General features: G+C 71.7%; 19 protein-coding genes. 7 read left to right on the top strand and 12 right to left on the bottom strand.

Annotated elements, in window-relative coordinates:
- The 3 genes from ISU07_RS14330 to ISU07_RS14320 form a co-directional block, all read right to left on the bottom strand.
- The gene (locus ISU07_RS14330; RefSeq protein WP_194707482.1) at positions 1-1,353 is read right to left on the bottom strand and encodes a ferredoxin reductase family protein; all 1,353 of its coding nucleotides are present in this window, start codon (positions 1,351-1,353) and stop codon (positions 1-3) included.
- A complete protein-coding gene (locus ISU07_RS14325) occupies positions 1,350-1,787 on the bottom strand; it encodes a hypothetical protein (RefSeq protein ID WP_194707481.1) in 438 nt (145 codons plus the stop codon). The genes ISU07_RS14330 and ISU07_RS14325 overlap by 4 nt, the downstream gene beginning before the upstream one ends.
- A 73-nt stretch (positions 1,788-1,860) precedes the next feature.
- Positions 1,861-2,670, bottom strand: a complete 810-nt coding sequence (locus ISU07_RS14320) for a siderophore-interacting protein (protein ID WP_194707480.1) — start codon at positions 2,668-2,670, stop codon at positions 1,861-1,863.
- A 58-nt stretch (positions 2,671-2,728) separates the two neighbouring features.
- On the opposite strand from ISU07_RS14320, the gene ISU07_RS14315 reads away from it, so the two are divergent.
- The gene (locus ISU07_RS14315; protein ID WP_194707479.1) at positions 2,729-4,720 is read left to right on the top strand and encodes a thioredoxin domain-containing protein; all 1,992 of its coding nucleotides are present in this window, start codon (positions 2,729-2,731) and stop codon (positions 4,718-4,720) included.
- On the opposite strand, the gene ISU07_RS14310 is transcribed toward ISU07_RS14315, so the two are convergent.
- Positions 4,698-5,051 carry a hypothetical protein gene (locus ISU07_RS14310; protein WP_194707478.1) on the bottom strand — a complete coding sequence of 118 codons (354 nt, stop codon included), beginning with the start codon at positions 5,049-5,051 and terminating at the stop codon, positions 4,698-4,700. The genes ISU07_RS14315 and ISU07_RS14310 overlap by 23 nt on opposite strands.
- Positions 5,052-5,107: 56 nt before the next feature.
- On the bottom strand, positions 5,108-5,830 hold the full coding sequence (gene trhA, locus ISU07_RS14305) for a PAQR family membrane homeostasis protein TrhA (RefSeq protein WP_228521905.1): 723 nt from the start codon (positions 5,828-5,830) through the stop codon (positions 5,108-5,110).
- Here trhA and ISU07_RS14300 point away from each other — a divergent pair.
- The 4 genes from ISU07_RS14300 to ISU07_RS14285 all read left to right on the top strand — a co-directional run bounded on the left by ISU07_RS14300 (position 5,820) and on the right by ISU07_RS14285 (position 10,603).
- Positions 5,820-6,632, top strand: coding sequence for an isoprenyl transferase (locus ISU07_RS14300; RefSeq protein WP_407671424.1), 813 nt, complete (start codon positions 5,820-5,822; stop codon positions 6,630-6,632). The two genes, trhA and ISU07_RS14300, sit on opposite strands and share 11 nt — an antisense overlap.
- A gap of 276 nt (positions 6,633-6,908) precedes the next feature.
- Positions 6,909-8,237, top strand: coding sequence for a PhoH family protein (locus ISU07_RS14295; RefSeq protein WP_194707475.1), 1,329 nt, complete (start codon positions 6,909-6,911; stop codon positions 8,235-8,237).
- Positions 8,238-8,491: 254 nt separating this feature from the next.
- A complete protein-coding gene (locus tag ISU07_RS24055) occupies positions 8,492-9,223 on the top strand; it encodes an aggregation-promoting factor C-terminal-like domain-containing protein (protein ID WP_228521904.1) in 732 nt (243 codons plus the stop codon).
- A 63-nt stretch (positions 9,224-9,286) separates the two neighbouring features.
- The gene (locus tag ISU07_RS14285; RefSeq protein ID WP_194707474.1) at positions 9,287-10,603 is read left to right on the top strand and encodes a hypothetical protein; all 1,317 of its coding nucleotides are present in this window, start codon (positions 9,287-9,289) and stop codon (positions 10,601-10,603) included.
- Between the two features lie 118 nt (positions 10,604-10,721).
- On the opposite strand, the gene ISU07_RS14280 is transcribed toward ISU07_RS14285, so the two are convergent.
- From ISU07_RS14280 to ISU07_RS14265, 4 genes are all read right to left on the bottom strand, one after another.
- Positions 10,722-11,426, bottom strand: coding sequence for a class I SAM-dependent methyltransferase (locus ISU07_RS14280; RefSeq protein WP_194707473.1), 705 nt, complete (start codon positions 11,424-11,426; stop codon positions 10,722-10,724).
- A 7-nt stretch (positions 11,427-11,433) separates the two neighbouring features.
- Positions 11,434-12,825 (bottom strand): class II fumarate hydratase, encoded by a 1,392-nt coding sequence (locus ISU07_RS14275; RefSeq protein ID WP_194707472.1) that lies wholly within the window; start codon positions 12,823-12,825, stop codon positions 11,434-11,436.
- Positions 12,822-13,493, bottom strand: coding sequence for a spermidine synthase (locus tag ISU07_RS14270; protein ID WP_194707471.1), 672 nt, complete (start codon positions 13,491-13,493; stop codon positions 12,822-12,824). Before ISU07_RS14270 ends, ISU07_RS14275 begins: the two co-directional genes overlap by 4 nt.
- A 276-nt stretch (positions 13,494-13,769) precedes the next feature.
- The gene (locus ISU07_RS14265) at positions 13,770-15,458 is read right to left on the bottom strand and encodes a fumarate hydratase (protein WP_194707470.1); all 1,689 of its coding nucleotides are present in this window, start codon (positions 15,456-15,458) and stop codon (positions 13,770-13,772) included.
- Between the two features lie 29 nt (positions 15,459-15,487).
- On the opposite strand from ISU07_RS14265, the gene ISU07_RS14260 reads away from it, so the two are divergent.
- Both ISU07_RS14260 and ISU07_RS14255 read left to right on the top strand, forming a co-directional pair.
- Entirely contained in the window at positions 15,488-16,516 is a 1,029-nt protein-coding gene (locus ISU07_RS14260) for a TRM11 family SAM-dependent methyltransferase (RefSeq protein ID WP_194707469.1), read from the top strand.
- A gap of 9 nt (positions 16,517-16,525) precedes the next feature.
- Positions 16,526-17,164, top strand: coding sequence for a DUF1707 SHOCT-like domain-containing protein (locus tag ISU07_RS14255; RefSeq protein WP_194707468.1), 639 nt, complete (start codon positions 16,526-16,528; stop codon positions 17,162-17,164).
- Positions 17,165-17,246: 82 nt separating this feature from the next.
- On the opposite strand, the gene ISU07_RS14250 is transcribed toward ISU07_RS14255, so the two are convergent.
- From ISU07_RS14250 to ISU07_RS14240, 3 genes are read right to left on the bottom strand one after another with little or no spacing between them, the layout of a single operon-like run.
- Positions 17,247-19,337 carry an alpha-galactosidase gene (locus ISU07_RS14250; RefSeq protein ID WP_194707467.1) on the bottom strand — a complete coding sequence of 697 codons (2,091 nt, stop codon included), beginning with the start codon at positions 19,335-19,337 and terminating at the stop codon, positions 17,247-17,249.
- A 7-nt stretch (positions 19,338-19,344) separates the two neighbouring features.
- Positions 19,345-20,274, bottom strand: coding sequence for a carbohydrate ABC transporter permease (locus ISU07_RS14245; protein WP_194707466.1), 930 nt, complete (start codon positions 20,272-20,274; stop codon positions 19,345-19,347).
- Positions 20,271-21,254, bottom strand: a complete 984-nt coding sequence (locus ISU07_RS14240) for a carbohydrate ABC transporter permease (protein WP_194707465.1) — start codon at positions 21,252-21,254, stop codon at positions 20,271-20,273. Before ISU07_RS14240 ends, ISU07_RS14245 begins: the two co-directional genes overlap by 4 nt.
- Positions 21,255-21,342 lie beyond the last annotated feature (88 nt).

Here is a 21,342-nt window from a genome sequence, read left to right as displayed (position 1 = left end):
TCACCAGGCGAAGATCTCGAGATGGAGCTGCCGTTCCGGCAGGCCGGCGTCCAGCAGCGAGGCGGCGAGGGCGTCCGCCCAGGCCGGCGGCCCGCAGACGTAGACGTCGCGAGCGGCGAGGTCGGGCAGCCAGCCACGGAGCACGGCGACGTCGTCGGCGCCGCCCACGTCGGTGCCGGTGCCGAGCCACGACCCGTCGTACCGCCGGCGTCCGGGGAGCCCGACGACCTGCAGGCCGCGCTCGCGGGCCAGCACGTCGAGCTCGTCGCGGAACAGCGGGTGGTCGGTGTAGCGGTGGAAGAGGATCGCCTCGCCCCAGCCGTACGGCGCCCCCTCGGCGAGGGCGCGCAGCGGCGTGAGGCCGACGCCGGCACCGAAGTACGCGACGCGGCGCTGGGTGCGAGCGCGGTCGGTCAGCCGGCCGAAGGGACCCTCGACCAGGGCACGGGTGCCCGGCCGGAGACCCGCCACCGCGGCGCTTCCGTCGCCCGCACCCGCCACCGTGATGCGCAGGCTGCGGCCGTCGGGGGCCGCCGACAGGGAGTAGGGGTTGGCGCGCGTCCAGCCCGGCCGACCGAGGAAGCGCCAGCCCAGGAACTGTCCGGCCTCGGCACCCAGTGCGTGCAACCGCTTGCCGGTCAGGTACACCGACCAGGTGCCCGGTCCCTCCGGGACGACGCTGGTGACGCGCAGGTCGTGGCGCAGGTTGCGCCAGACCGGCAGGACCACCCGCCACACCAGGACCGAGCCCGCGGCGACGCCCCAGGCCGTCCACCAGAAGACGGTGCGGCCGGGGGAGGAGGTGAAGTCCGTGCCGGTCCAGAGCTGGTGCGGCAGGGCCAGGCCGACGCCGAGGTAGGCGTAGAGGTGCAGCAGGTGCCAGGACTCGTAGCGCAGCCGGCGTCGGGAGGCCTTGATGCTGGTCACCACGACCATGACCAGCGCGACCGTGCCGCCGACCGCCAGCAGCATGCCGGGGTAGTCGACCACCAGGTTCCAGAGCGTGGAGGGAACTGCGGTGACCCGGCCGATGGCGTAGCCCCAGGTGATGAGCACGATGTGGGCCAGCATCAGGTTGAACGACGTGAACCCGACGAGTCGGTGGATGCGGGCCAGCCGGTCCTGGCCGAAGGCCCGCTCGAGGACCGGCAGGCGAGCCATCAGCAGCACCTGCGCGAGCAGCAGCACCGAGGCCACCAGGCCGGTCAACCGGCCCAGGGAGTCGAGGCCACCGGACCACGTCCCGAGGTCCTGGATGCCGCCGCCGGTCAGCCACCAGTAGGTGACGAGGATCAGGGAGAGCCAGAGCGTGCTCCCGGCGAGGGATCGCGCGAGCTCGTCGCGCCGGCTCATGTCGAGGAGCCCTGGGTGGTCCCATCGTCGGGTTGGCCGTCGTGCTGGTCCTGGTCGTCGTCGCGGCCCGGGAAGCCGGGCGGCAGTCCGTCCTGACCCTGACCGGGGAACGTCCCCTGCCCGCCCTGGGGGCCACCCGGCACCGGGCCGCCGGGGAACTGGTTCAGGACGCCGCCGGGCCCGCCGAAGCGGCCACCGGGTCCGTCGCCCTCGTCGGCCGAGGCGTGACCCAGCGCGAAGCCCCCGGCCCCGGCGACCAGGGCCACGCCCACAGCGCCACCGGCCAGCAGGAGGCGGCCCCGGTTCCTCGGCGGCGGCGCGGGCGCGTAGGCGACGGGGGACCCAGCAGCCGGCGTCGCGGCCGGCGTGGCCGGTGGCTGCTCGGCGGGCTCCCACCGGGAGCCGCTCGGCGGCGGGGACTCGTCGTTGCTCATGCCCCGATGATCGGCCGCCGGCCTGTGAGCACGCTGTGCGTGCGGCGTGAGCCGCCATCGAGTGTGGCGGACGTCAGGCGACGTCGGCGTCCATGGCGGCGACGAAGTCGCGCTTCACCGAGCGCCAGGCCTCGTCGGTCATGGTGCGGCGCCAGTACGGCGAGCACGACATGTCGCGACGCTCCAGGCCGCGCTCGCCCAGCAGGTGCCGGCGGACGGCGCGGACCTCCTCGGCCTCGCCGTGCACGAACGCGTGCACCCGGCCGGCCGGGAACCCCGCTGCTGCGACGGCGTCGGCCAGGAGAGCCGCGTCCTTCTCGGCGTCGCCGCTGCGGTGCAGCCACTGCAGGTCGATGTCGCCGGGCGTGGTCAGCGGGACCTCGTGGTCCGGCCCGTCGCAGAGCAGGCGCACGACCACGCGGGCGCCGGCCGGCACGGCCTCCAGCGACGCCGCGATCGCCGGCAGCGCCGACTCGTCGCCGACCATCAGGTGCCAGTCGGCGGCCGGGTCCGGCAGGTACCCGCTGCCGGGCCCCTCGAAGACCAGCACGTCCCCGGGCTGCACGGTGGCAGCCCACGGGCCGGCCACGCCGTCGTCGCCGTGCACCACGAAGTCCAGGGTCAGCAGGCGGCTCGCGCGGTCCCAGGAGCGGACCGTGTAGCGGCGGCGTACCGGCCAGACGTCCTGCGGGTGCTCGTCGCGGACGACCTTCGGCTCGAAGACCGCGTCGTACGGCGCGCCGGCCGGCGGGATGGCGAGGTTCACGTAGGTGTCGGTCGCGTCCGGCATCACGAACCCGTCCAGCCCGGCCCCACCGATCACCAGGCGCACCAGCCCCGGTGTCAGCCACTCACGGGTCTCGACCACTCCATGGAACGCCATGCAAGTAAGGGTAGCCTTACTTGAAAGGCTTGATCGCATCGGCGACTAGCGTCGACACGTGCCCAACCGGCTGGCCAGCGCCACGTCCCCGTACCTCCTCCAGCACGCCGACAACCCGGTCGACTGGTGGGAGTGGGGCGACGACGCGTTCGCCGCGGCGCGCGAGCGCAGGGTGCCGGTCCTGCTGAGCGTCGGGTACGCCGCGTGCCACTGGTGCCACGTGATGGCGCACGAGTCGTTCGAGGACGAGGCGACGGCGGCGTACCTCAACGACCACTTCGTGAGCGTCAAGGTCGACCGCGAGGAGCGGCCGGACGTCGACGCGATCTACATGCAGGCGACGACCGCGATGACCGGTCACGGCGGCTGGCCGATGACGGTCGTGCTCGACCACGAGGGCGGCCCGTTCTTCGCCGGCACCTACTTCCCGGACGTCGCGCGCGGCGGGATGCCGTCGTTCCGCCAGGTGCTGGAGGCGATCACGCAGGCGTGGACCGACCGGCCCGACGACGTGCGCCGCGTGGCCGGCGACCTGACGGCCCACCTGCAGCGCACCGTCGCCGGGGTCCCCGCGCCGATCGACGCGGCCGTGCTGGACGCCGCGGTGACGCGGCTGGGTACGGACTTCGACCGCGAGCACGCCGGGTTCGGCGGGGCGCCGAAGTTCCCGCCGTCGATGGTGCTCGAGCAGCTGCTGCGGCACGCGTGGCGGACCGGGTCCGAGCCCGCCCGGGCGATGGTGGACGCGACGTGCGAGGCGATGGCGCGCGGCGGGATGTACGACCAGCTGGGCGGTGGCTTCGCGCGGTACTCCGTCGACCGCGCGTGGGTGGTGCCGCACTTCGAGAAGATGCTCTACGACAACGCGCTGCTGCTCGGGGTGTACGCGCACTGGGGGACGGCGCTCGGCGACCGCGTCGCCGCGGAGACCGCCGACTTCATGGTCCGCGAGCTCGGCACCGCCGAGGGCGGCTTCGCGGCGGCGCTGGACGCCGACTCCGAGGGCGAGGAGGGGCGCTTCTACGTCTGGACGCCCGCACAGCTGGTCGAGGTGCTGGGCGAGGAGGACGGCGGCTGGGCGGCGTCGGCCCTGTCCGTCACCGAGGCCGGGACGTTCGAGCACGGCTCGTCGACGCTCCGGCTGCTGCACGACCCCGATGACGAGGACCGGCTGGCCGACGTACGCCGCCGGCTGCTGGCCGCGCGCGACCTGCGGGTCCGCCCGGCGCGCGACGACAAGGTCGTCGCCGCGTGGAACGGCCTCGCGGTCGTCGCGCTCGTCGATGCCGGCCGGCTGCTCGGCCGCGAGGACCTGGTCGGCGCCGCAACCCGTGCCGGCACGCTGCTGGCCGACCTGCACCTGCGCGAGGACGGCTCGTTGCTGCGGGTCTCCCGTGACGGCGTGGCCGGCCGGCACCGCGGCGTGCTCGAGGACCACGGATGTGTGGCGCACGGGTTCCTCGCGCTGGCCGGCGCCACCGGCGACGGTCGCTGGCTGGAGCGGGCCCGGGCGGTGCTGGACCACGCGCTGGACCGGTTCCGCGCCGAGGACGGCGGCTTCCACGACACCGCGTCCGACGCCGAGGCCCTCGTCGCCCGGCCCCGTGACCCGACCGACAACGCGAGCCCGTCCGGGCTCTCGGCGATGGTGCACGCGTTGCTGGCCGCCGCTGCGCTGACCGGCGAGGGCAGGTACGAGCAGGCCGCCGAGGAGGCGCTGGGCACGGTGGCGGTCCTGGCGGTCCAGGCGCCGCGGTTCACCGGCTGGTCGCTGGCCGCGGCCGAGGCGCTGGCGGCCGGCCCGCTCGAGGTCGCCGTCGTCGGTCCGCCGGGCGAGGCCCGCGACGACCTGGAGCGCGCCGCGCGGCGTGCACCCGGTGTCACCGTCGTCGTGGCGGCGGAGGGTGACGATGCGATCCCGCTGCTGACGTCCCGGGGGCCGGTCGGCGGTGAGCCGGCGGCGTACGTGTGCCGGCGGATGGTGTGCGACCGGCCGGTGACGACGGTCACGGACCTCGAGCTGCTGCTCAGCGCATCCCGAGCTGGGTGAGCAGCCGCGCCGCGAAGGCGTCGCGCGGCAGGTCGCTGGTGACCAGGGAGAGGCCGGTGTGGACCGCGACCCCGACGAGCGCGAGGGCGGTGACGCCGATGGCCACCCGCTGCCACGGTCGCGGGTCGCGGTCCCGGGTCGAGGTGTGCATCCGCTCCAGCCAGCGCACGAACACCGTCGAGACCATGGTGCTCACCACGCTCGCGACCACGGCGCCGAGCACGGTGCCGACGAGGCCGAGGCGGCTGCTCAGGACGGTCGCGGTCGCGGCGGCGACCGCACCGGCGATCACGGTGGGGTAGGTCAGGGGGGTCTTGTTCTCGTCAGCCATCGAGGAAGGGACGAACGAGCACCCGCGAGGGTTGCCGGATCAGGGCGTGACGCCGCTCACCGCAGGCTGTAGGTCGCCATCGAGACGCCGACGTAGTGCGTCACGAACGCCAGGATCGTCAGCGTGTGGAACACCTCGTGGAAGCCGAACCAGCGCGGCCACGGGTCCGGGCGCTTGAAGCCGTAGACCAGCGCGCCCAGCGTGTAGATGCCGCCGCCGACCATCACCAGGACCAGGACCGCCGTGCCGATCCCGCCGCCGATCCGCTCGTGCGAGCCCTCGGCGAAGGCGGGCACGAAGAAGACCGCGGCCCATCCCATCGCGATGTACACCGGCGTGTAGAGCCAGCGCGGGGAGCTGATCCACAGCACCTTGAACAGCACGCCCAGCACGGCGACCGACCAGATCACGCTGAGCAGCACCACCCGCTGGGTGCCGTGGAGCAGCAGCAGCGAGAACGGCGTGTAGGTGCCGGCGATCAGCAAGAAGATGTTGGCGTGGTCGAACCGCTTGAGGAACCCGTGCACGCGCGGCGACCAGCGGCCGCGGTGGTAGACCGCCGAGACCGTGAAGACCAGCAAGGCGGAGGAGACGTACACCGCCGACCCGACGCGCGTGGACGCGGTCGGCGACAGCGCGATCAGGACGATCCCGGCGGCGAGCGTCAGCGGGGCCGACGCGAGGTGCAGCCACCCGCGCAGGCGCGGCTTGACGTCGGCGACCACCTCGGAGACGGCGTCGGCCAGCGACTCACGCGCGGTGCGCACCATCTCCTCCATGCTTGTTGAAGTTAGCATCGAGTCCGTGGGCGAGTGGAAGGAACGCGTCAGACGGCTCTTCTACCCGGCGTACGAAGCCCGCATGCTCAAGGCGCTCCCCAAGGACCGGCTTCCCGCTCACATCGGCGTCATGCTCGACGGCAACCGGCGCTGGGCCAGGACCGTCGGGCAGAGCACCGCCCAGGGCCACCGGGCCGGCGCCGCGAACATCGAGCCGCTGCTGGAGTGGTGTGACGAGGTCGGCGTCGAGGTGGTCACCCTGTGGTTGCTCTCCACCGACAACCTGAACCGTCCCGCTCCCGAGCTCGAGGCGTTGCTGACGATCATCACCGACGCGATCGAGACGCTGGCCGAGCAGCAACGCTGGCGGCTGCACCCCGTCGGCGCCCTCGACCTGCTGCCCGCCCCGATCGCGATCCGCATCAAGGAAGCGGTGCAGAGCACGATCGACGTCGACGGGATGCTCGTGAACATCGCGGTCCCGTACGGCGGCCGGCGCGAGATCGCGGACGCCGTGCGGTCGCTGCTGCACGAGCACGCCGAGCGCGGCACCAGCCTCGAGGAGCTGGCCGAGGTCATCGACGTCGAGCATATCGCCGAGCACCTGTACACGAAGGGACAGCGCGACCCCGACCTGGTGATCCGTACCTCGGGCGAGCAGCGCCTCGGCGGCTTCTTGCTGTGGCAGTCGGCGCAGAGCGAGTTCTACTTCTGCGAGGCCTACTGGCCGGACTTCCGCAAGGTCGACTTCCTCCGCGCCATCCGCGCCTACACCCAGCGCGAGCGCCGTTACGGCGCGTAGCCGGTCGCTGGTCTGATCCGACACCTGACGTTCACCACGAGTTCGGGCGTGTTGCCACGAACCGGGGGCCCCGAGTCGTACTTTCGATGCATCGGCGGGTGGGGAAGCCCGCCGTACTGGGAGGCAAGTTCGTGACACTTCGCGACCGCGCAAGGGGAGCTCTCCTCCCTGCGCGTGGGAGCCGGCACTCCGGCTCACTTCCCTCCTCCCGGTCCGTCCGCGTGATCTGACACAAGGACCGGGGCAGGGGTGCCGCGCCGGTCGTGAGGGGTTTCCGTGCCTCAGCCGAAGAAGCAGGTCGCAGTCAGCTCCCACCGCACGTTCGTCCTCGACACCAGCGTGCTGCTCGCCGACCCCGGCGCGCTCAAGCGGTTCGCCGAGCACGAGGTGGTGCTCCCCGTCGTGGTGATCACCGAGCTGGAGGGCAAGCGGCACCACCCGGAGCTGGGCTTCTTCGCCCGCACCGCTCTGCGGATGCTGGACGAGCTGCGGATCACGCACGGACGCCTCGACGAGCCGGTGCCGGTCGGCGACGTCGGCGGCACCGTCCGGGTCGAGCTCAACCACACCGACCCGGCCTCGCTGCCGTCCGGCTTCCGGCTCGGCGACAACGACACGCGGATCCTGGCCGTCGCGCGCAACCTCGCCGACGAGGGCCACGGCGTCACGCTGGTCTCCAAGGACCTCCCGCTGCGCATCAAGGCGTCGGCTGTGGGCCTGGACGCCGAGGACTACCGGGGCGACGCGATCAGCGACTCGGACCCCGGGTACTCCGGTATGGCCGAGCTCGACGTCACGGCCGCCGAGCTCGACGAGCTGTACGACGACGGCACGATCGACCTGCCGGCGGCGCGCGAGCTGCCCTGCCACTGCGGCCTGGTGCTGCTCTCCGACCGCGGCACGGCCCTCGGGCGGGTCACCGCCGACAAGCAGGTGCGGCTGGTCCGCGGCGACCGCGACGCCTTCGGCATCCACGGCCGGTCGGCGGAACAGCGCGTCGCCCTGGAGATGCTGCTCGACCCCGAGGTCGGCATCGTCTCCCTGGGCGGACGTGCCGGCACCGGCAAGTCCGCGCTCGCGCTGTGCGCGGGGCTGGAGGCGGTGATGGAGCGGCGCCAGCACAAGAAGGTCGTGGTGTTCCGGCCGCTGTTCGCCGTCGGCGGCCAGGAGCTCGGGTACCTCCCCGGCTCGGAGAGCGAGAAGATGTCGCCCTGGGCCCAGGCGGTGTTCGACACCCTCGGCGCCATCACCTCCCGCGACGTGATCGACGAGGTCCTCGACCGCGGCATGCTCGAGGTGCTGCCCCTGACGCACATCCGCGGCCGCTCGCTGCACGACGCGTTCGTCATCGTCGACGAGGCGCAGTCGCTCGAGCGCAACGTCCTGCTGACCGTGCTGTCGCGGATCGGGGCCGGCTCCAAGGTCGTGCTCACCCACGACGTCGCGCAGCGCGACAACCTGCGGGTCGGCCGGCACGACGGCATCGTCGCGGTGGTGGAGAAGCTCAAGGGCCACCCGCTCTTCACCCACGTCACCCTCACCCGGTCCGAGCGCTCGCCGATCGCCGCCCTGGTGACCGAGATGCTGGAGAACGTCACGCTCTGAGCACCGCGGCGAGCCCCGCTCGGTGACGGGCGGGGCTGCCGTGGCGCGTGTGACCTGTGGTGCGAATTGTTACCTTCGGGCCTGGGGTTTTCTTGTCCGTTGTTTTGCCGACCGGTCCGGATTCCCGGCAAGGTGGCGTGATCGTCCCGTGACCTGGCGACCCAGACTTGGCGACTGGGCCAGTGCGGGACGGCCGCGTACTTGATCGATTCAGCAGTCCCCTGTCCCTGACGTCGACCCGAGACCTTTCCCCTGTGAGCTCTTCTCATCGCGCCTCCCGGAGCGACCGCGCCTCCGGCGCGCCGTCGTCGACCCCTCGCACCGCGGGCGGGTCGCACGCCGCCGCCCGGCACGTCGCGCCGCGTGACCACGCGAGCGCACGCCGGGCGATCAAGACGGCGACGATCACCGGTGGCCTGGCTTCCATGGCGACTGCGGTGGTGGTGGGCGGCGGTGTGCTGTCCGCCGGCTCCCCGGTCATGGACGCGGCCGGCGACCTCGCTGCGGCCGCGAACCAGTCGTCTGGCCAGTCGTCGACGACGCCGCTGACCGCCGAGCAGCTGGCCGCACGGGCCCGCGCGCCGCTGTCCCGCTCGGACCGCCGCGACAGCGTCGACCGCGACAAGGCCACGACCCTCGCCGTGGCCTCCGGTCCCGCTGTGACGGGCAGCCAGAACCTCGCCGACGCGGACCCGCGCACCATCGCCCGGGCGCTGCTGGCGGAGTTCGGCTACGGCGCCGACCAGTTCGGCTGCCTGGACTCCCTCTGGATGAGCGAGAGCGGTTGGCGCGTCAACGCCGACAACCCGCACTCCTCGGCCTACGGCATCCCGCAGGCCCTGCCCGGTTCGAAGATGAGCTCCGAGGGCGCCGACTGGGCCACCAACCCGGTGACCCAGATCCGTTGGGGTCTCGGGTACATCCAGGACCGCTACGGCAGCCCGTGTGGAGCGTGGAGCTTCAAGCAGGGCCGCGGGTGGTACTGACCACCACCTGAAGTTCTTGCATTCCTGGTCCGGACCAGCCTTGACATCGCCACCCTTGCGGGCATGTCAACCTTCGGACTTCGCCGCCTGACGGCGCCCGCCCTCGCCCTCGCGGGGCTGCTGCTGGCGGTCTCGGCGCCCGGACCTGCACTCGCCAAGCCTCCCGTTAAGCCAGGTCCTGTCACGAACCTGGCCATGACGCTCACCAAGCCCGCCGCCAACTGGCATGTCAGCGCCACGTGGACGGCGGCGAGCAACGCCACGACGTACTCCGTCGTCCTGGCCAACGCGACGACGGGTGCCCAGCTGGCCGCGGCCAGCGTGGGAACCACCTCGTGGTCCACCTCGGTGAACCTGGACGGGATCACGTCGGTGCGCCTCTCGGTGACCGGTGTGAACCAGCGACCCGGTCCGACGGCCACCATCACCCAGGCCGTCATCGACCTCAGCGCACCGGACGGCACGTACACGTCGTCATGGGTGGACCGCACCGGCACCATCACCCAGACCTCGCTCACCGACGACGGGCCGATCGGCCAGGTGACGCGCACGGTGGACTGGGGGGACGGTTCCGTCGCGGAGGCGTGGAAGAACGGCAACACGATCAGCCACCTGTACGCCGCCGACGGGCTGTACCGGCCGACCGTCACGCTCAAGGACGCGGACGGCAACACCCGGGTCGTCGTGGTGCCGCCGATCGTGCCCGGCGACAAGACCCCGCCCACCGGTACCTTCACCACGAGCCCGGCCGCGGCGTGGGTCGCGCTCACGACGGTCGCGGTCACCCAGACCGCGCTCAGTGACGACTTCAGCCCGGCGCAGTACGTGCAACGGTGGGTCAGCTGGGGCGACGGCAGCGCCGTGCAGGCCTGGCCGGCCGGCGTGAGCCTCACCCACGTGTACGCCGCCCCCGGGTCCTACACCCCGCAGGTGGTCCTCAAGGACGAGGCCGGCAACACCGGCCAGGTCGCCGCGCAGGGCGTGGTCGTCGCCGCCGACACGGTGGCTCCCGTCGTCAAGCTGACGCTGCCCAAGAAGGGCGTGGCCGACGAGGTCGCTTCCTGGAGGAAGCTGCTCGGCACCGCGACCGACGTCAAGGGCACCGGCGCCGCCAGCGCGTCGGTCCTGGCGGTGCAGAAGCGCGGCGTGAACTGGTACTTCTACAAGGCCACCGCCAAGACCTGGCTCAAGGCCGCGACCAAGGCCAAGGCCTGGAAGCGCGCCAAGGCCGCCGTCGCCACCGTCGACGCCAAGGGCGCCTGGAGCGTCCGCCTCAGCGGCCTGAAGAAGGGCACCCTGCTCCTCAGGGCCACCTCGACCGACCGCGCCGGCAACGTCTCGAAGCCGGTTCCCTACAAGGCGGTGCTGACCGTCTCGTGAGCTCTGCCGACCGGCCCTCGGAACCCGGGGGGCGGTCAGCCGAGTCGCAGCCGCTGGCCCCGCCACGCTCCCGGGGCGGGGCCAGCGGCGGCCACCGGGTGCCCCATCAGCGACACCGTCAGCGACACAGGAAGATCGTCGCCTCGCCGTCGTAGGCGCGCGGCTCGGTGAACTCCTCGAGCCGCCACTCGACCGGCTCGTCGGAGGAGCGGAGGTAGGCCAGCGCGGCCTCGCTGTCGAGGAAGATCGCCTGCGGCACCAGGTCGATCCGCTCGACCTCGGCGAAGTGGCGGCGCAGCTGCTCCTCGCCGTTCTGGCTGCTGAACGCCGTCACGACGGGCTCGCCGCCGGCCTCGACCCGCAGCTCGGCCACGTGGCCGTCGCCGTTGGTCACCGCGACGAAGAGGCCGCCGGGTCGCAGCACGCGACGTACCTCGGCGATCGCCCGGTCGACGTCGGGCACGTGGTACAGCATCCACATCGCCGCCACCGCGTCGAAGGACTCGTCGGCGTACGGCAGGTCCTGCGCGTCGCCGACCCGCGAGTCGATGCCGCGCGCGCGGGTCATCTCGACGAAGCGCTCGGACTGGTCGATGGTGGTCAGCGAGGCGTGCGGCAGCGCCGCGGCCAGCCGCACGGCGAACATGCCGGTGCCGGGGCCGACCTCGAGCACCCGCAACGGGTTCTCGGCCACGATGGCGGCCAGCGCCTCGGTCGCGGGGTCACGGCCGTCGGCGGTGGGGTGCCACACCGAACGTCGGGTCTCCAGATGTTCCTCGGTCAGGTACTGGGCCCGGACGTGCGCCGGGTCGTCGATCCTCACGGTTGGTTCACTCACCTGTTCTGGTCATGCTCTCGATGTCGAGGGCGTCGTCGAGCTGGGCCTCGGTGATCCGGCCCTGCTCGACGTACCCGAGGGCGACGACCGTATCCCGGATGGTCGCGCCGTCGGCAAGGGCCCTTTTCGCCACCTTGGCGGCTTCCTCGTACCCCAGGTACCTGTTCAGCGGCGTCACCACGGACGGTGACGACTCGGCGTAGCGGCGCATCCGCTCGCGGTCGGCCTCGATGCCGTCGACGCAGGTGGCGAGCAGGCGGCTGGCGTTGGCGAGGAGCCGCTCGGACTCCAGGACGTTGCGGGCGATCACCGGCAGCATCACGTTCAGCTCGAAGCTGCCCGAGGCGCCGGCGAACGCGATGGCTGCGTCGTTGCCGATCACCTGGGCGCACACCATCAACGTGGCCTCGGGGATGACGGGGTTCACCTTGCCGGGCATGATGCTCGACCCCGGCTGGAGGTCCTTCAGGTGGATCTCGGCCAGCCCGGTGGTGGGACCGCTGGCCATCCAGCGCAGGTCGTTGCAGATCTTCACCAGCCCGACGGCGTACGTGCGGAGCATGCCGCTGAGCTCGACGATCGCGTCGCGCCCGCCCTGCGCCTCGAAGTGGTCGCGGGCCTCGGTGAACGCCTCGCCGGTGGCCTCGTTGAGGCGCGCGATCGTCCTGGCCGCGAAGTCGGCGGGAGCGTTGATGCCCGTGCCCACGGCCGTGCCGCCGAGGGGGAGCTCGCGGACGCGGGGGAGCGCTGCCTCGATGCGTTCGCGCGCCCGGTCGACGACGGCGGCGTACCCGCCCAGCTCCTGCCCGAGCGTCACCGGCGTGGCGTCCATCAGGTGCGTGCGGCCGGACTTCACGGCGTCGGCGTACGTCGTGCTCGCGCTGCTGAGCGCGCCGTGCAGGGCGGCAATGCCGTCGAGCAGGTCGTGCGCGCCGAGCACGGCGGCCACGTGGATCGCCGACGGGAAGGTGTCGTTGGAGGACTGCGCGGCGTTCACGTGGTCGTTGGGGTGCACCTCGACGCCGTCGCGCTCGGCGAGGGTGGCGATGACCTCGTTGACGTTCATGTTGGTGCTGGTGCCCGAGCCGGTCTGGAAGACGTCGATCGGGAAGTGGTCGTCGTGCTCGCCGGCGACGATCGCGTCGGCGGCCCTCGTGATGGCCCCGGCCTGCTCCTCGGTGAGGGCGCCGAGCTCGCGGTTGGTCTGCGCCGCTGCGCTCTTGATGCGGGCCAGCGCGTGCACGAGCGCCGGCTCGAGGGGCCGTCCGCTGATCGGGAAGTTCTCGACGGCACGCTGGGTCTGGGCCTGCCACAAGGCGGCCTCCGGCACGCGGACCTCGCCCATGGAGTCGTGCTCGACGCGGTAGGCCTCCTGGTCGCTCATGAGGTCGAACGTACCCGCGGCCCGCGCCGGGACCAGTACAGCCAGTACTGCTCGTCGCGGCCCTGGAGGTCCACGTCGTACGCCGCCTCCTCGGCCTCCCCGAACACGCGCGTCATCGTCTTCCCGAGGGTCTCATCGCGCGCCGCCGACCACACGACGCACAGTCCGCCCGGCCTGATGGCGCGCCGCGTGGCCGCGAGGAGCCCGGCGCCGTAGAGCGCCGCGTTGGCCTCGTGGACGAGGTACCCGGGACCGTTGTCGACGTCCAGCAGGACCAGGTCGTACGCCGACTCGGCGGCGGCCAGGACGTCCGCGACGTCGCCTTCGGCCACCTCCACACGAGGGTCGGACAGCAGGGCAGGGCCGTGCGGGACGGTGCCCTCGCGCAGCCACCCGACCAGGGCCGGCTCGATCTCGGCGACCACGACGCTCCGGACGCGGTCGTCCGCGAGCACCTCGGCGAGGGTGAAGCCGAGGCCGAGACCGCCGACGAGGACGGTCCGGGGGTCGTCGTGGCGGCGCAGCGCCTCAGTGGCGAGCGCCCGCTCGCTGGTCGTCTCGGCGGTGTCCATCACGAACACGCCGTTCGCGCGCAGCTCGAGCACACCGTCCTCCCGCGCACGCAGGACCAGCTCGCCGCGCCCGGACTCCGCGCGGGCGACCTCCATGTCGGGTCCAACGAGCAGGTGTGCCCCTTTGTCCCTGGGCCCCGGGACAACGCGCCCGGGACGCGCCATCAGGGTACGTGCGAGTTGCGCCCCGGGTACGTGCGAGTTGCGCCTCGGGTACGTGCGAGTTGCGCCTGCGGGACGTGCTTCGTGCCGGGGGCGCAACTCGGCGGTACCGGGGGCGCACCTCGGCGGTACCGGGGGCGCAACTCGGCGGTACCGGGGGCGCAACTCGACGGTGCCGGGGACGCAACTCGGCGGTGCCGGGGACGCAACTCAACCGTCGGAGCGGACCCGGATCCCCGACAGCGGCACGGTGACGGCGCCGGAGGGGTCGGTGAAGAAGTCGTTGCCCTTGTCGTCGACGACGATGAACGCCGGGAAGTCCTCGACCTCGATCTTCCAGACGGCCTCCATGCCGAGCTCGGGGTACTCGAGGACCTCGACGGAGCGGATGCAGTCCTGGGCGAGACGGGCGGCGGGTCCGCCGATGGAGCCGAGGTAGAAGCCGCCGTGGGCCTCGCAGGACTGCGTGACGACCTTCGATCGGTTCCCCTTGGCCAGCATGACGAGGGAGCCGCCCGCGGCCTGGAACTGCTCGACGTACGAGTCCATCCGCCCGGCCGTCGTAGGACCGAACGAGCCGGACGCCATGCCGGTCGGCGTCTTGGCCGGTCCGGCGTAGTAGACGGCGTGGTCGCGCAGGTACGACGGCACCTCCTCGCCGGCGTCCAGGCGCTCCTTGATCTTGGCGTGCGCGATGTCGCGGGCCACCACCAGCGGACCGGTCAGGGAGAGGCGGGTCTTGACCGGGTGCTTCGACAGCTCGGAGAGGATGTCGGACATCGGCCGGTTGAGGTCGATGCGCACGACCTCGCCACCGCTGATGTCCTCGGCCACGCCGGCGTCCGGCATGTAGTGCGCCGGGTCGGTCTCCAACTGCTCCAGGAACACTCCTTCCGCGGTGATCTTCCCGAGCGCCTGCCGGTCGGCCGAGCACGACACGGCCAGCGCGACCGGGCAGGAGGCACCGTGCCGCGGCAGCCGGATGACTCGTACGTCGTGGCAGAAGTACTTCCCCCCGAACTGCGCCCCGATGCCGAACGACTGGGTCAGCTTGAAGACCTCCTCCTCGAGCTCGAGGTCGCGGAACCCGTGCGCCGACGGGGATCCCGAGGTCGGCAGGTTGTCGAGGTAGTGCGCCGACGCGTACTTGGCCGTCTTCAGGGCGTACTCCGCCGACGTGCCGCCGATGACGACGGCCAGGTGGTACGGCGGGCAGGCGGCCGTGCCGAGCGAGCGGATCTTCTCGTCGAGGAACGTCAGCATCCGCTTGGGGTTCAAGACGGCCTTCGTCTCCTGGTACAGGAACGACTTGTTGGCCGACCCGCCCCCCTTGGCCATGAACAGGAACTTGTACTCGGGCCCGTGGGAGGCGTCGGCGGGCGTCGAGTACAGCTCGATCTGGGCCGGCAGGTTGGTCCCGGTGTTCTTCTCCTCCCACATCGTCAGCGGCGCGAGCTGGGAGTAGCGCAGGTTCAGCTTCGTGTACGCGTCGTACACCCCGAGCGAGATCGCCTCGGCGTCGTCGGCGCCGGTGAGCACGCCCTCGGACTTCTTGCCCATCACGATCGCCGTGCCGGTGTCCTGGCACATCGGCAGCACGCCGCCGGCCGAGATGTTGACGTTCTTCAGCAGGTCCAGAGCCACGAACCGGTCGTTGCCCGACGCCTCGGGGTCGTCGATGATCCGCCGCAGCTGAGCGAGGTGCGCGGGCCGCAGGTAGTGGGCGATGTCGTGCATCGCCTCGGCCGTCAGCTGCCTGATCGCCTCCGGCGTGACCTGGAGGAACGAGCGCCCGTTCGCCTCGAACGTCGAGACGCCCTCGGTGGTGACCAGCCGGTACGGCGTCTCGTCCGGGCGGAGGGGGAGCAGGTCGGAGTACTGGAAGTCGGGTTCTGCCACGGTCCGCACGCTAGTCCAGACTGAGCACCGTGCCCCCAGGCAGTCACCGGTACGCCCTCCTCGTGCACCCGTCGGCCAACCGCGTCTACGCGCAGGCCTCCCAGGAGCTCACGGTCGCCGAGCTCGGCGTCCTCGCGCGTACCCGGCTCCAGGGGCGGCTGGGCCCGGCCGCGCCCACCCGGATCGCCGGCGTCGCGTACCTCACGTTCGACGCCGACCTGACCGACGACGACCTCACCTACCTCGGCGACGTCTCCACCGCGATGGCCCTGTTCGAGAAGGACGGCGACGCCCTCAGGCCGGTCGAGCTCCCACGACGGGACCGGTTCGACGACGACCTGCTGACGATCCTCAAGTACTCCGGCAAGACCAACGAGGTCTTCACCAAGCTCCTGCTCAACGTCACCGTCTGGAGCGGCGCGCAGCGCGACGGCCCGCTCCGCGTCCTGGACCCGATGTGCGGCCGCGGCACCACCCTCAACCAGGTGCTGATGAACGGCTGGCACGCCGCCGGCGTCGACGTCGACGAGCGCGACTTCGAGGCGTACGCCGCGTTCCTGCGGCAGTGGCTCAAGGACAAGCGCCTGAAGCACTCGGTCGACGTGAACCCGCTGCGCCGCGACGGAGCCCGGCTCGGCCGCCGCTTCCAGGCGATGGTCGGAGCGACCAGGGAGGAGTGGAAGGCGAGCGTGGCCATCTCCGTCGACTACGCGAACACCGACACCCTCAACGCCCGCCGGGTGCACGGCGCGGCAGGCTTCGACGCCGTCGTCACCGACGCCCCCTACGGAGTCCAGCACGGCAGCCGATCGGGCGGTGCGCTCGCGCGGAGCCCGCTCGACCTGCTGCGCGACGCCGTACCCGTCTGGGCCGAGCTGCTGCGACCCGGCGGCGCGATGGGCATCGCCTGGAACGTGAAGGTCGCGGGACGGCCGGCCGCCCTCGAGATCCTCGCGGGCGCCGGCCTCGACCCTCTCGACGACGGCCCGTACCTGGCCCTCGAGCACCGCGTCGACCAGTCGATCCGGCGCGACATCCTCGTCGCGCGCAAGTCGTAGGCTTGGACCATGTCGATGCAACCCCACGACCCCGCCCTGCTGCGGGTCTCCGACGAGGACCGGCACAAGGTCGCGGAGATCCTGCGCGAGGCGGCGGGCGACGGGCGCATCGACCTCGACGAGCTCGACGAGCGGCTGGAGGCGACGTACGCCGCCAAGACGTACGCCGACCTGGTCCCGATCACCGTCGACCTGCCGGCGCACCACCAGCAGCACCCGGTCGCGAAGAGCCCGGTGCCCAAGCGCGAGGTCCTGCCCGCGACGACGTCGCACAACTCCTCGATCGCGGTGATGGGGGAGTGCAAGCGCCAGGGCGCGTGGCTGGTGCCGGCCTCGCACACGGCGTTCTCCCTGATGGGCAGCGTCACCCTCGACCTGCGCGCCGCGACCTTCGCCGAGCGCGACATCACGATCACGGCCAACGCGATCATGGGTGAGGTGAGCGTCATCGTCGACGCCGGCACCCACGTCGTCGTCACCGGCGTCCCGGTCATGGGCGAGTTCCACCAGGCCAAGGACAAGACGCCCGCCCTGCTCGGCCCGGACTCCCCGATCGTCCGGGTCAAGGGCTTCGCCCTGATGGCCAGCGTCAACGTCCGCCGCCTGCCGCCCCCGGGCACGCCGAAGAAGATCCTCGGGACGTACTAGGTCGCGATACCCGCTCGAGCGGGTATCCCGGACGTTCGGCGTCGTTGCAACGACGCCAAAGCGGCAGGAACGACGCCACAGGTCAGGCCGAAGTGCGCGAGATCCGCACCAGCGTCACGGTCTCCGGCCGCATCCGTGGCATCCAGTACCCCTGCCGCGCCAGCGCCGCGCCGGTGACCGGCTCGCCGCGCGTCGGCCCGACGTCGTAGGGCTTCACCGACATGCTGGTCGCCTTGTCGGCGACCGGGCCCTCCCAGGTGAGGGAGTACGTCGCGTCGCCAGCCAGCCCCGGCACCCGCACCCACACCCCGCGGTTGTGCGCGGACTCGTCGAGCTGGACGTGCGCCACGAGCGCGAGCGGCTCGGACACGACACCGTGCAGCAGCACGTCCGGGTCGCTGGACTCGGGGCGCACGACCCGGCCGGAGTGCAGCAGCGGACGGTAGGTCTTGAACCGCTCCACCCACTCGGCCAGGCACGAGAGGTCGGCGTCCGAGGCCTCGGTGAGGTCCCACTCGATGCCGAACGCGCCGAACAGCGCGGTCGCGCAGCGGAAGTCCAGCGACAGCGTCCGTCCGGTGGTGTGCGAGCGAGTGGCGGACACGTGCGCGCCGACGTACTCGGGCGCCACCAGCTGCGTGGTCCACCGCTGGATCTGCTGCCGGGCCAACGCGTCGGTCATGTCCGAGGTCCAGATGCGCTGCACCCGTTCGAGGACGCCGAGGTCGACGCGACCGCCGCCCGACGCGCACGACTCCCACGCCACCGACGGGTGCGCCGCGCGCAGCCGGTCGAGCAGCTCGTAGAACGCCAGCGTCTGCTCGCGCGCCGCAGGGGCACCGGCCCGGGCGCCCGACCCGGCCTCGAGCAGGTCGCGGTTGTGGTCCCACTTGACGAAGGAGATGGCGTGGGCCGCCAGCACCGCGTCGACGCGGCCGAACAGGTGGTCGACGACCTCCGGCCGGGTCAGGTCGAGGACCTGCTGGTGCCGGTGCTCCAGCGGCAGCCGGTCGCCCGCCGACAGCACCCACTCGGGGTGCTCGCGGAACAGGTCGGAGTCGGGGTTCACCATCTCCGGCTCGAACCACAGCCCGAACTCCATGCCCAGGCCGGTCACGTGCTCGACCAGTGGGTCCAGCCCGTCGGGCCAGACCTCCTCGTCGACGACCCAGTCGCCGAGCCCGGCGGTGTCGTCGCGCCGGTCGTGGAACCATCCGTCGTCGAGCACGAACCGCTCCACGCCGACGCGGGCGGCCCGGTCGGCGATCTCCTTCAGCCGGTCGAGGTCGTGGTCGAAGTAGACCGCCTCCCAGACGTTCAGCACGACGGGCTGGTGGTCGGGATGCGCAGCCAGCGAGCGCTGGAAGCCGTGCCAGGCCGCGGCCAGCCCGTCGAGGCCCTCGTGCGAGGCGGCGACGTAGACCCAGGGCGAGGAGTACGACGCCCCGGCCGGCAGGACGACCTCTCCCGGCAGCAGGTGCTCGCCGCCGCCGATCGTGGCGCCTTCGGCCGCCGAGCGCTCGGCGCGCAGCACGGAGTTGCCGCTCCACCCGACGTGCACCCCGACCACGCGACCCTGCGTGGTGGAGAACCCGGGCGTGCCGGCGACGACGTACGTGGCGGCGTCCAGCCCGGGCCGGCCGCCCCGACCCTCGCGCAGCCACAGCCCGTCGACGAGGGGGTGCCGCTGAGGCGTCCGTTCGCGCTCGTGACGGCCGGTGAGGTCGAGCAGCTCGACGTGGTCGTCGGGCAGCGGCAGCACGACCTCGAGCCCGTCGACCAGGTACTCGTCCGCCCCGGTGTTGGTGACCGTGGCACGGCCGCGCAGCCCGCCGCCGGCCACGGACTCCAGCTCGTAGAGCAACGCCAGCCCCGCGGCCTCGTCGACGGCCCGGACGGTCAAGCGGTCGTCGGCCTCGTCGACACCGACGAGCGCGAAGCGGGTGCTCCAGGACGAGCCGTCGCGGCGGTGGCCACGCAGGTGCGGCCGGGTGAACCGTCCGTGCGCGTGCTCGCCGAGCAGCGGCATCGCCGGGCCGCCGGTGACGCCGGTGATGGGGCCGGCGGCCGCGTCGTACCCGAGCCAGGTGACCCGGGGCAGGGAATCGCCCGCGGTGTCGAGCAGGAGGGTCGTCCGACCCTGCCCGGCACCGCGGGCGTGTGGAAAGAGCACTCCCTGGTCAGCCCTTGACGGCGCCGGCCGTGAGACCGCGGATGAAGAAGCGCTGGAGGCCGAGGAACACCGCGATCGGCAGGAGCATCGTGATGAACGCACCCGCGGTCGTGAGCTCCCAGCCCTGGCCCAGCTGCTGCTTCAGGTGGGTCAGGCCGATGGTCACCGGCTCGTTCTCACCGGGCCCGATGAACAGCAGCGCCACCAGCAGGTCGTTCCACACCCAGAGGAACTGGAAGATCGCGAACGACGCCAGTGCGGGCACCGACATCGGCAGGATCAGCTTGAAGAACGTCTGGAAGTGGCTGGCCCCGTCGATCTTGGCGGACTCGATCACCGTCTTGGGGAGGGTGGCCATGTAGTTGCGCAGGATGTAGATGGCCAGCGACATGCCGAAGCCGATGTGGGCCAGCCACACCGCCGCGAACGTGCCGTTGAGGTTGAGGTCGCGGTAGATCTTCAGCAACGGGACGAACGCCACGTAGTTCGGCACGACCAGCAGGCTGACGATCGCCAGGAACAGGAAGTCGCGTCCCCAGAACTCCATGAACGTGAAGGCGTACGCCGCGAAGGCCGCCACCAGGATCGGGATGAACGTCGCCGGCAGCGCGATCGCCAGGCTGTTGATCATGTCCGCGCCCATGTTGGAGCCGTCGATGGCCCGCTGGTAGTTGTCCAGCGTCAGGTGACCGAGGTCCCCGGGGTGGGTGAAGACGTTCCACCAGCCGGTGCTGTTGGCGTCGTCCAGCGGACGGAACGACGTCACGAAGGTGCCGAAGATCGGCACGATCCACAGCACGCACAAGATGGCCAGGACGAGCTTGGTCGCCCAGCCGGCCTTGGCCGGGTTGGCGTCGGCGTGCCCGCCGCCGGTGTTCTGCTTGCGCTGCTTGGCGGTCGGGGTGGCCGCAGCCGGAGTGGTCTGCGTGCTGGTCATGCGTTCGCCTCCTCGGCCTTGAAGTGCCGCACCTGGTACCACATGATCGGGATCACCGCGAGCATCAGCATCACGACGATCGCGGCGGCGGCACCGCTGTTGAAGTTGGTCGAGAACTGGTTGTAGAACTCGTTGCCCAGCACGTTGGTGTTGAAGTTGCCGTTCGTCATCACGTAGACGATGTCGAAGATCTTCATCACGCCGATGGTCACGGTGATGAACACCGTGATGATCGTGCCCTTGATCTGCGGCACCACCACGCGGAAGAAGATCTGCCGCTCACCGGCCCCGTCGATGCGGGCCGCCTCGAGGGTGTCGACCGGCACGCCCTTCACGGCCGCCGACAAGAGCACCATCGAGAACCCGATCTGGGACCAGAGCAGCACCACCATGAGCAGCAGGCTGTTGAGGTGGAACTGGCTCTGCTGCAGCCAGGCCACCGGGTCCTTGCCGAAGACGCCGAGGAGGGCGTTCTGCAGGCCGATCTGTGACTGGCCGGCCGGCGCGGCGTAGTAGACGAAGCGCCAGATCGTCGCCGCACCGACCATGCTGATGGCCATCGGCAGGAAGATGATCGTCTTGGCCAGCTTCTCGCCGCTGGGCTCCAGACGGTCGGCCAGGGTCGCGACGAGGAGGCCGAGGATGACCGTCACGGCGGGCACGATGAGGATCCACAGCAACGTGTTGAGCAGCGTGTCCCGGAAGGCGGGCGAGCTCAACAGGTCGGAGTAGTTCTGCGTGCCCACCCAGTTGCGGGAGAACCGGTCCTTGAAGCTGTTGATGACGGTGAGCACCGCCGGGTAGATGAGGTAGACGGAGATCGCGAGGAACGCCGGCAGGATGTAGAGGTACGGCTTGATCCGGTCCTCCCACCGCTCGGGGAGCAGCTCGGCGATCTTGTTGAGCAGGTAGTACACGAGCATGGCGCCACCGATACCGATGGCCACCGTGATCAGCGCGGTGAGTGCCTTGGCCAGCATCCGCGAACCTTTCTGACAGGGGCCTGAGAAAAGCCGTCTGGGGTCCAACAAAGCACCGCCGGGGGCGCGGGCGCTAGACCCGCGCCCC

Source organism: Nocardioides islandensis, assembly GCF_015352455.1.
GTDB classification, from domain to species: Bacteria; Actinomycetota; Actinomycetes; order Propionibacteriales; family Nocardioidaceae; genus Nocardioides; species Nocardioides islandensis.
Note: the sequence above shows the minus strand (reverse complement) of the source record. Positions and strands in the feature narration are given on the sequence as shown.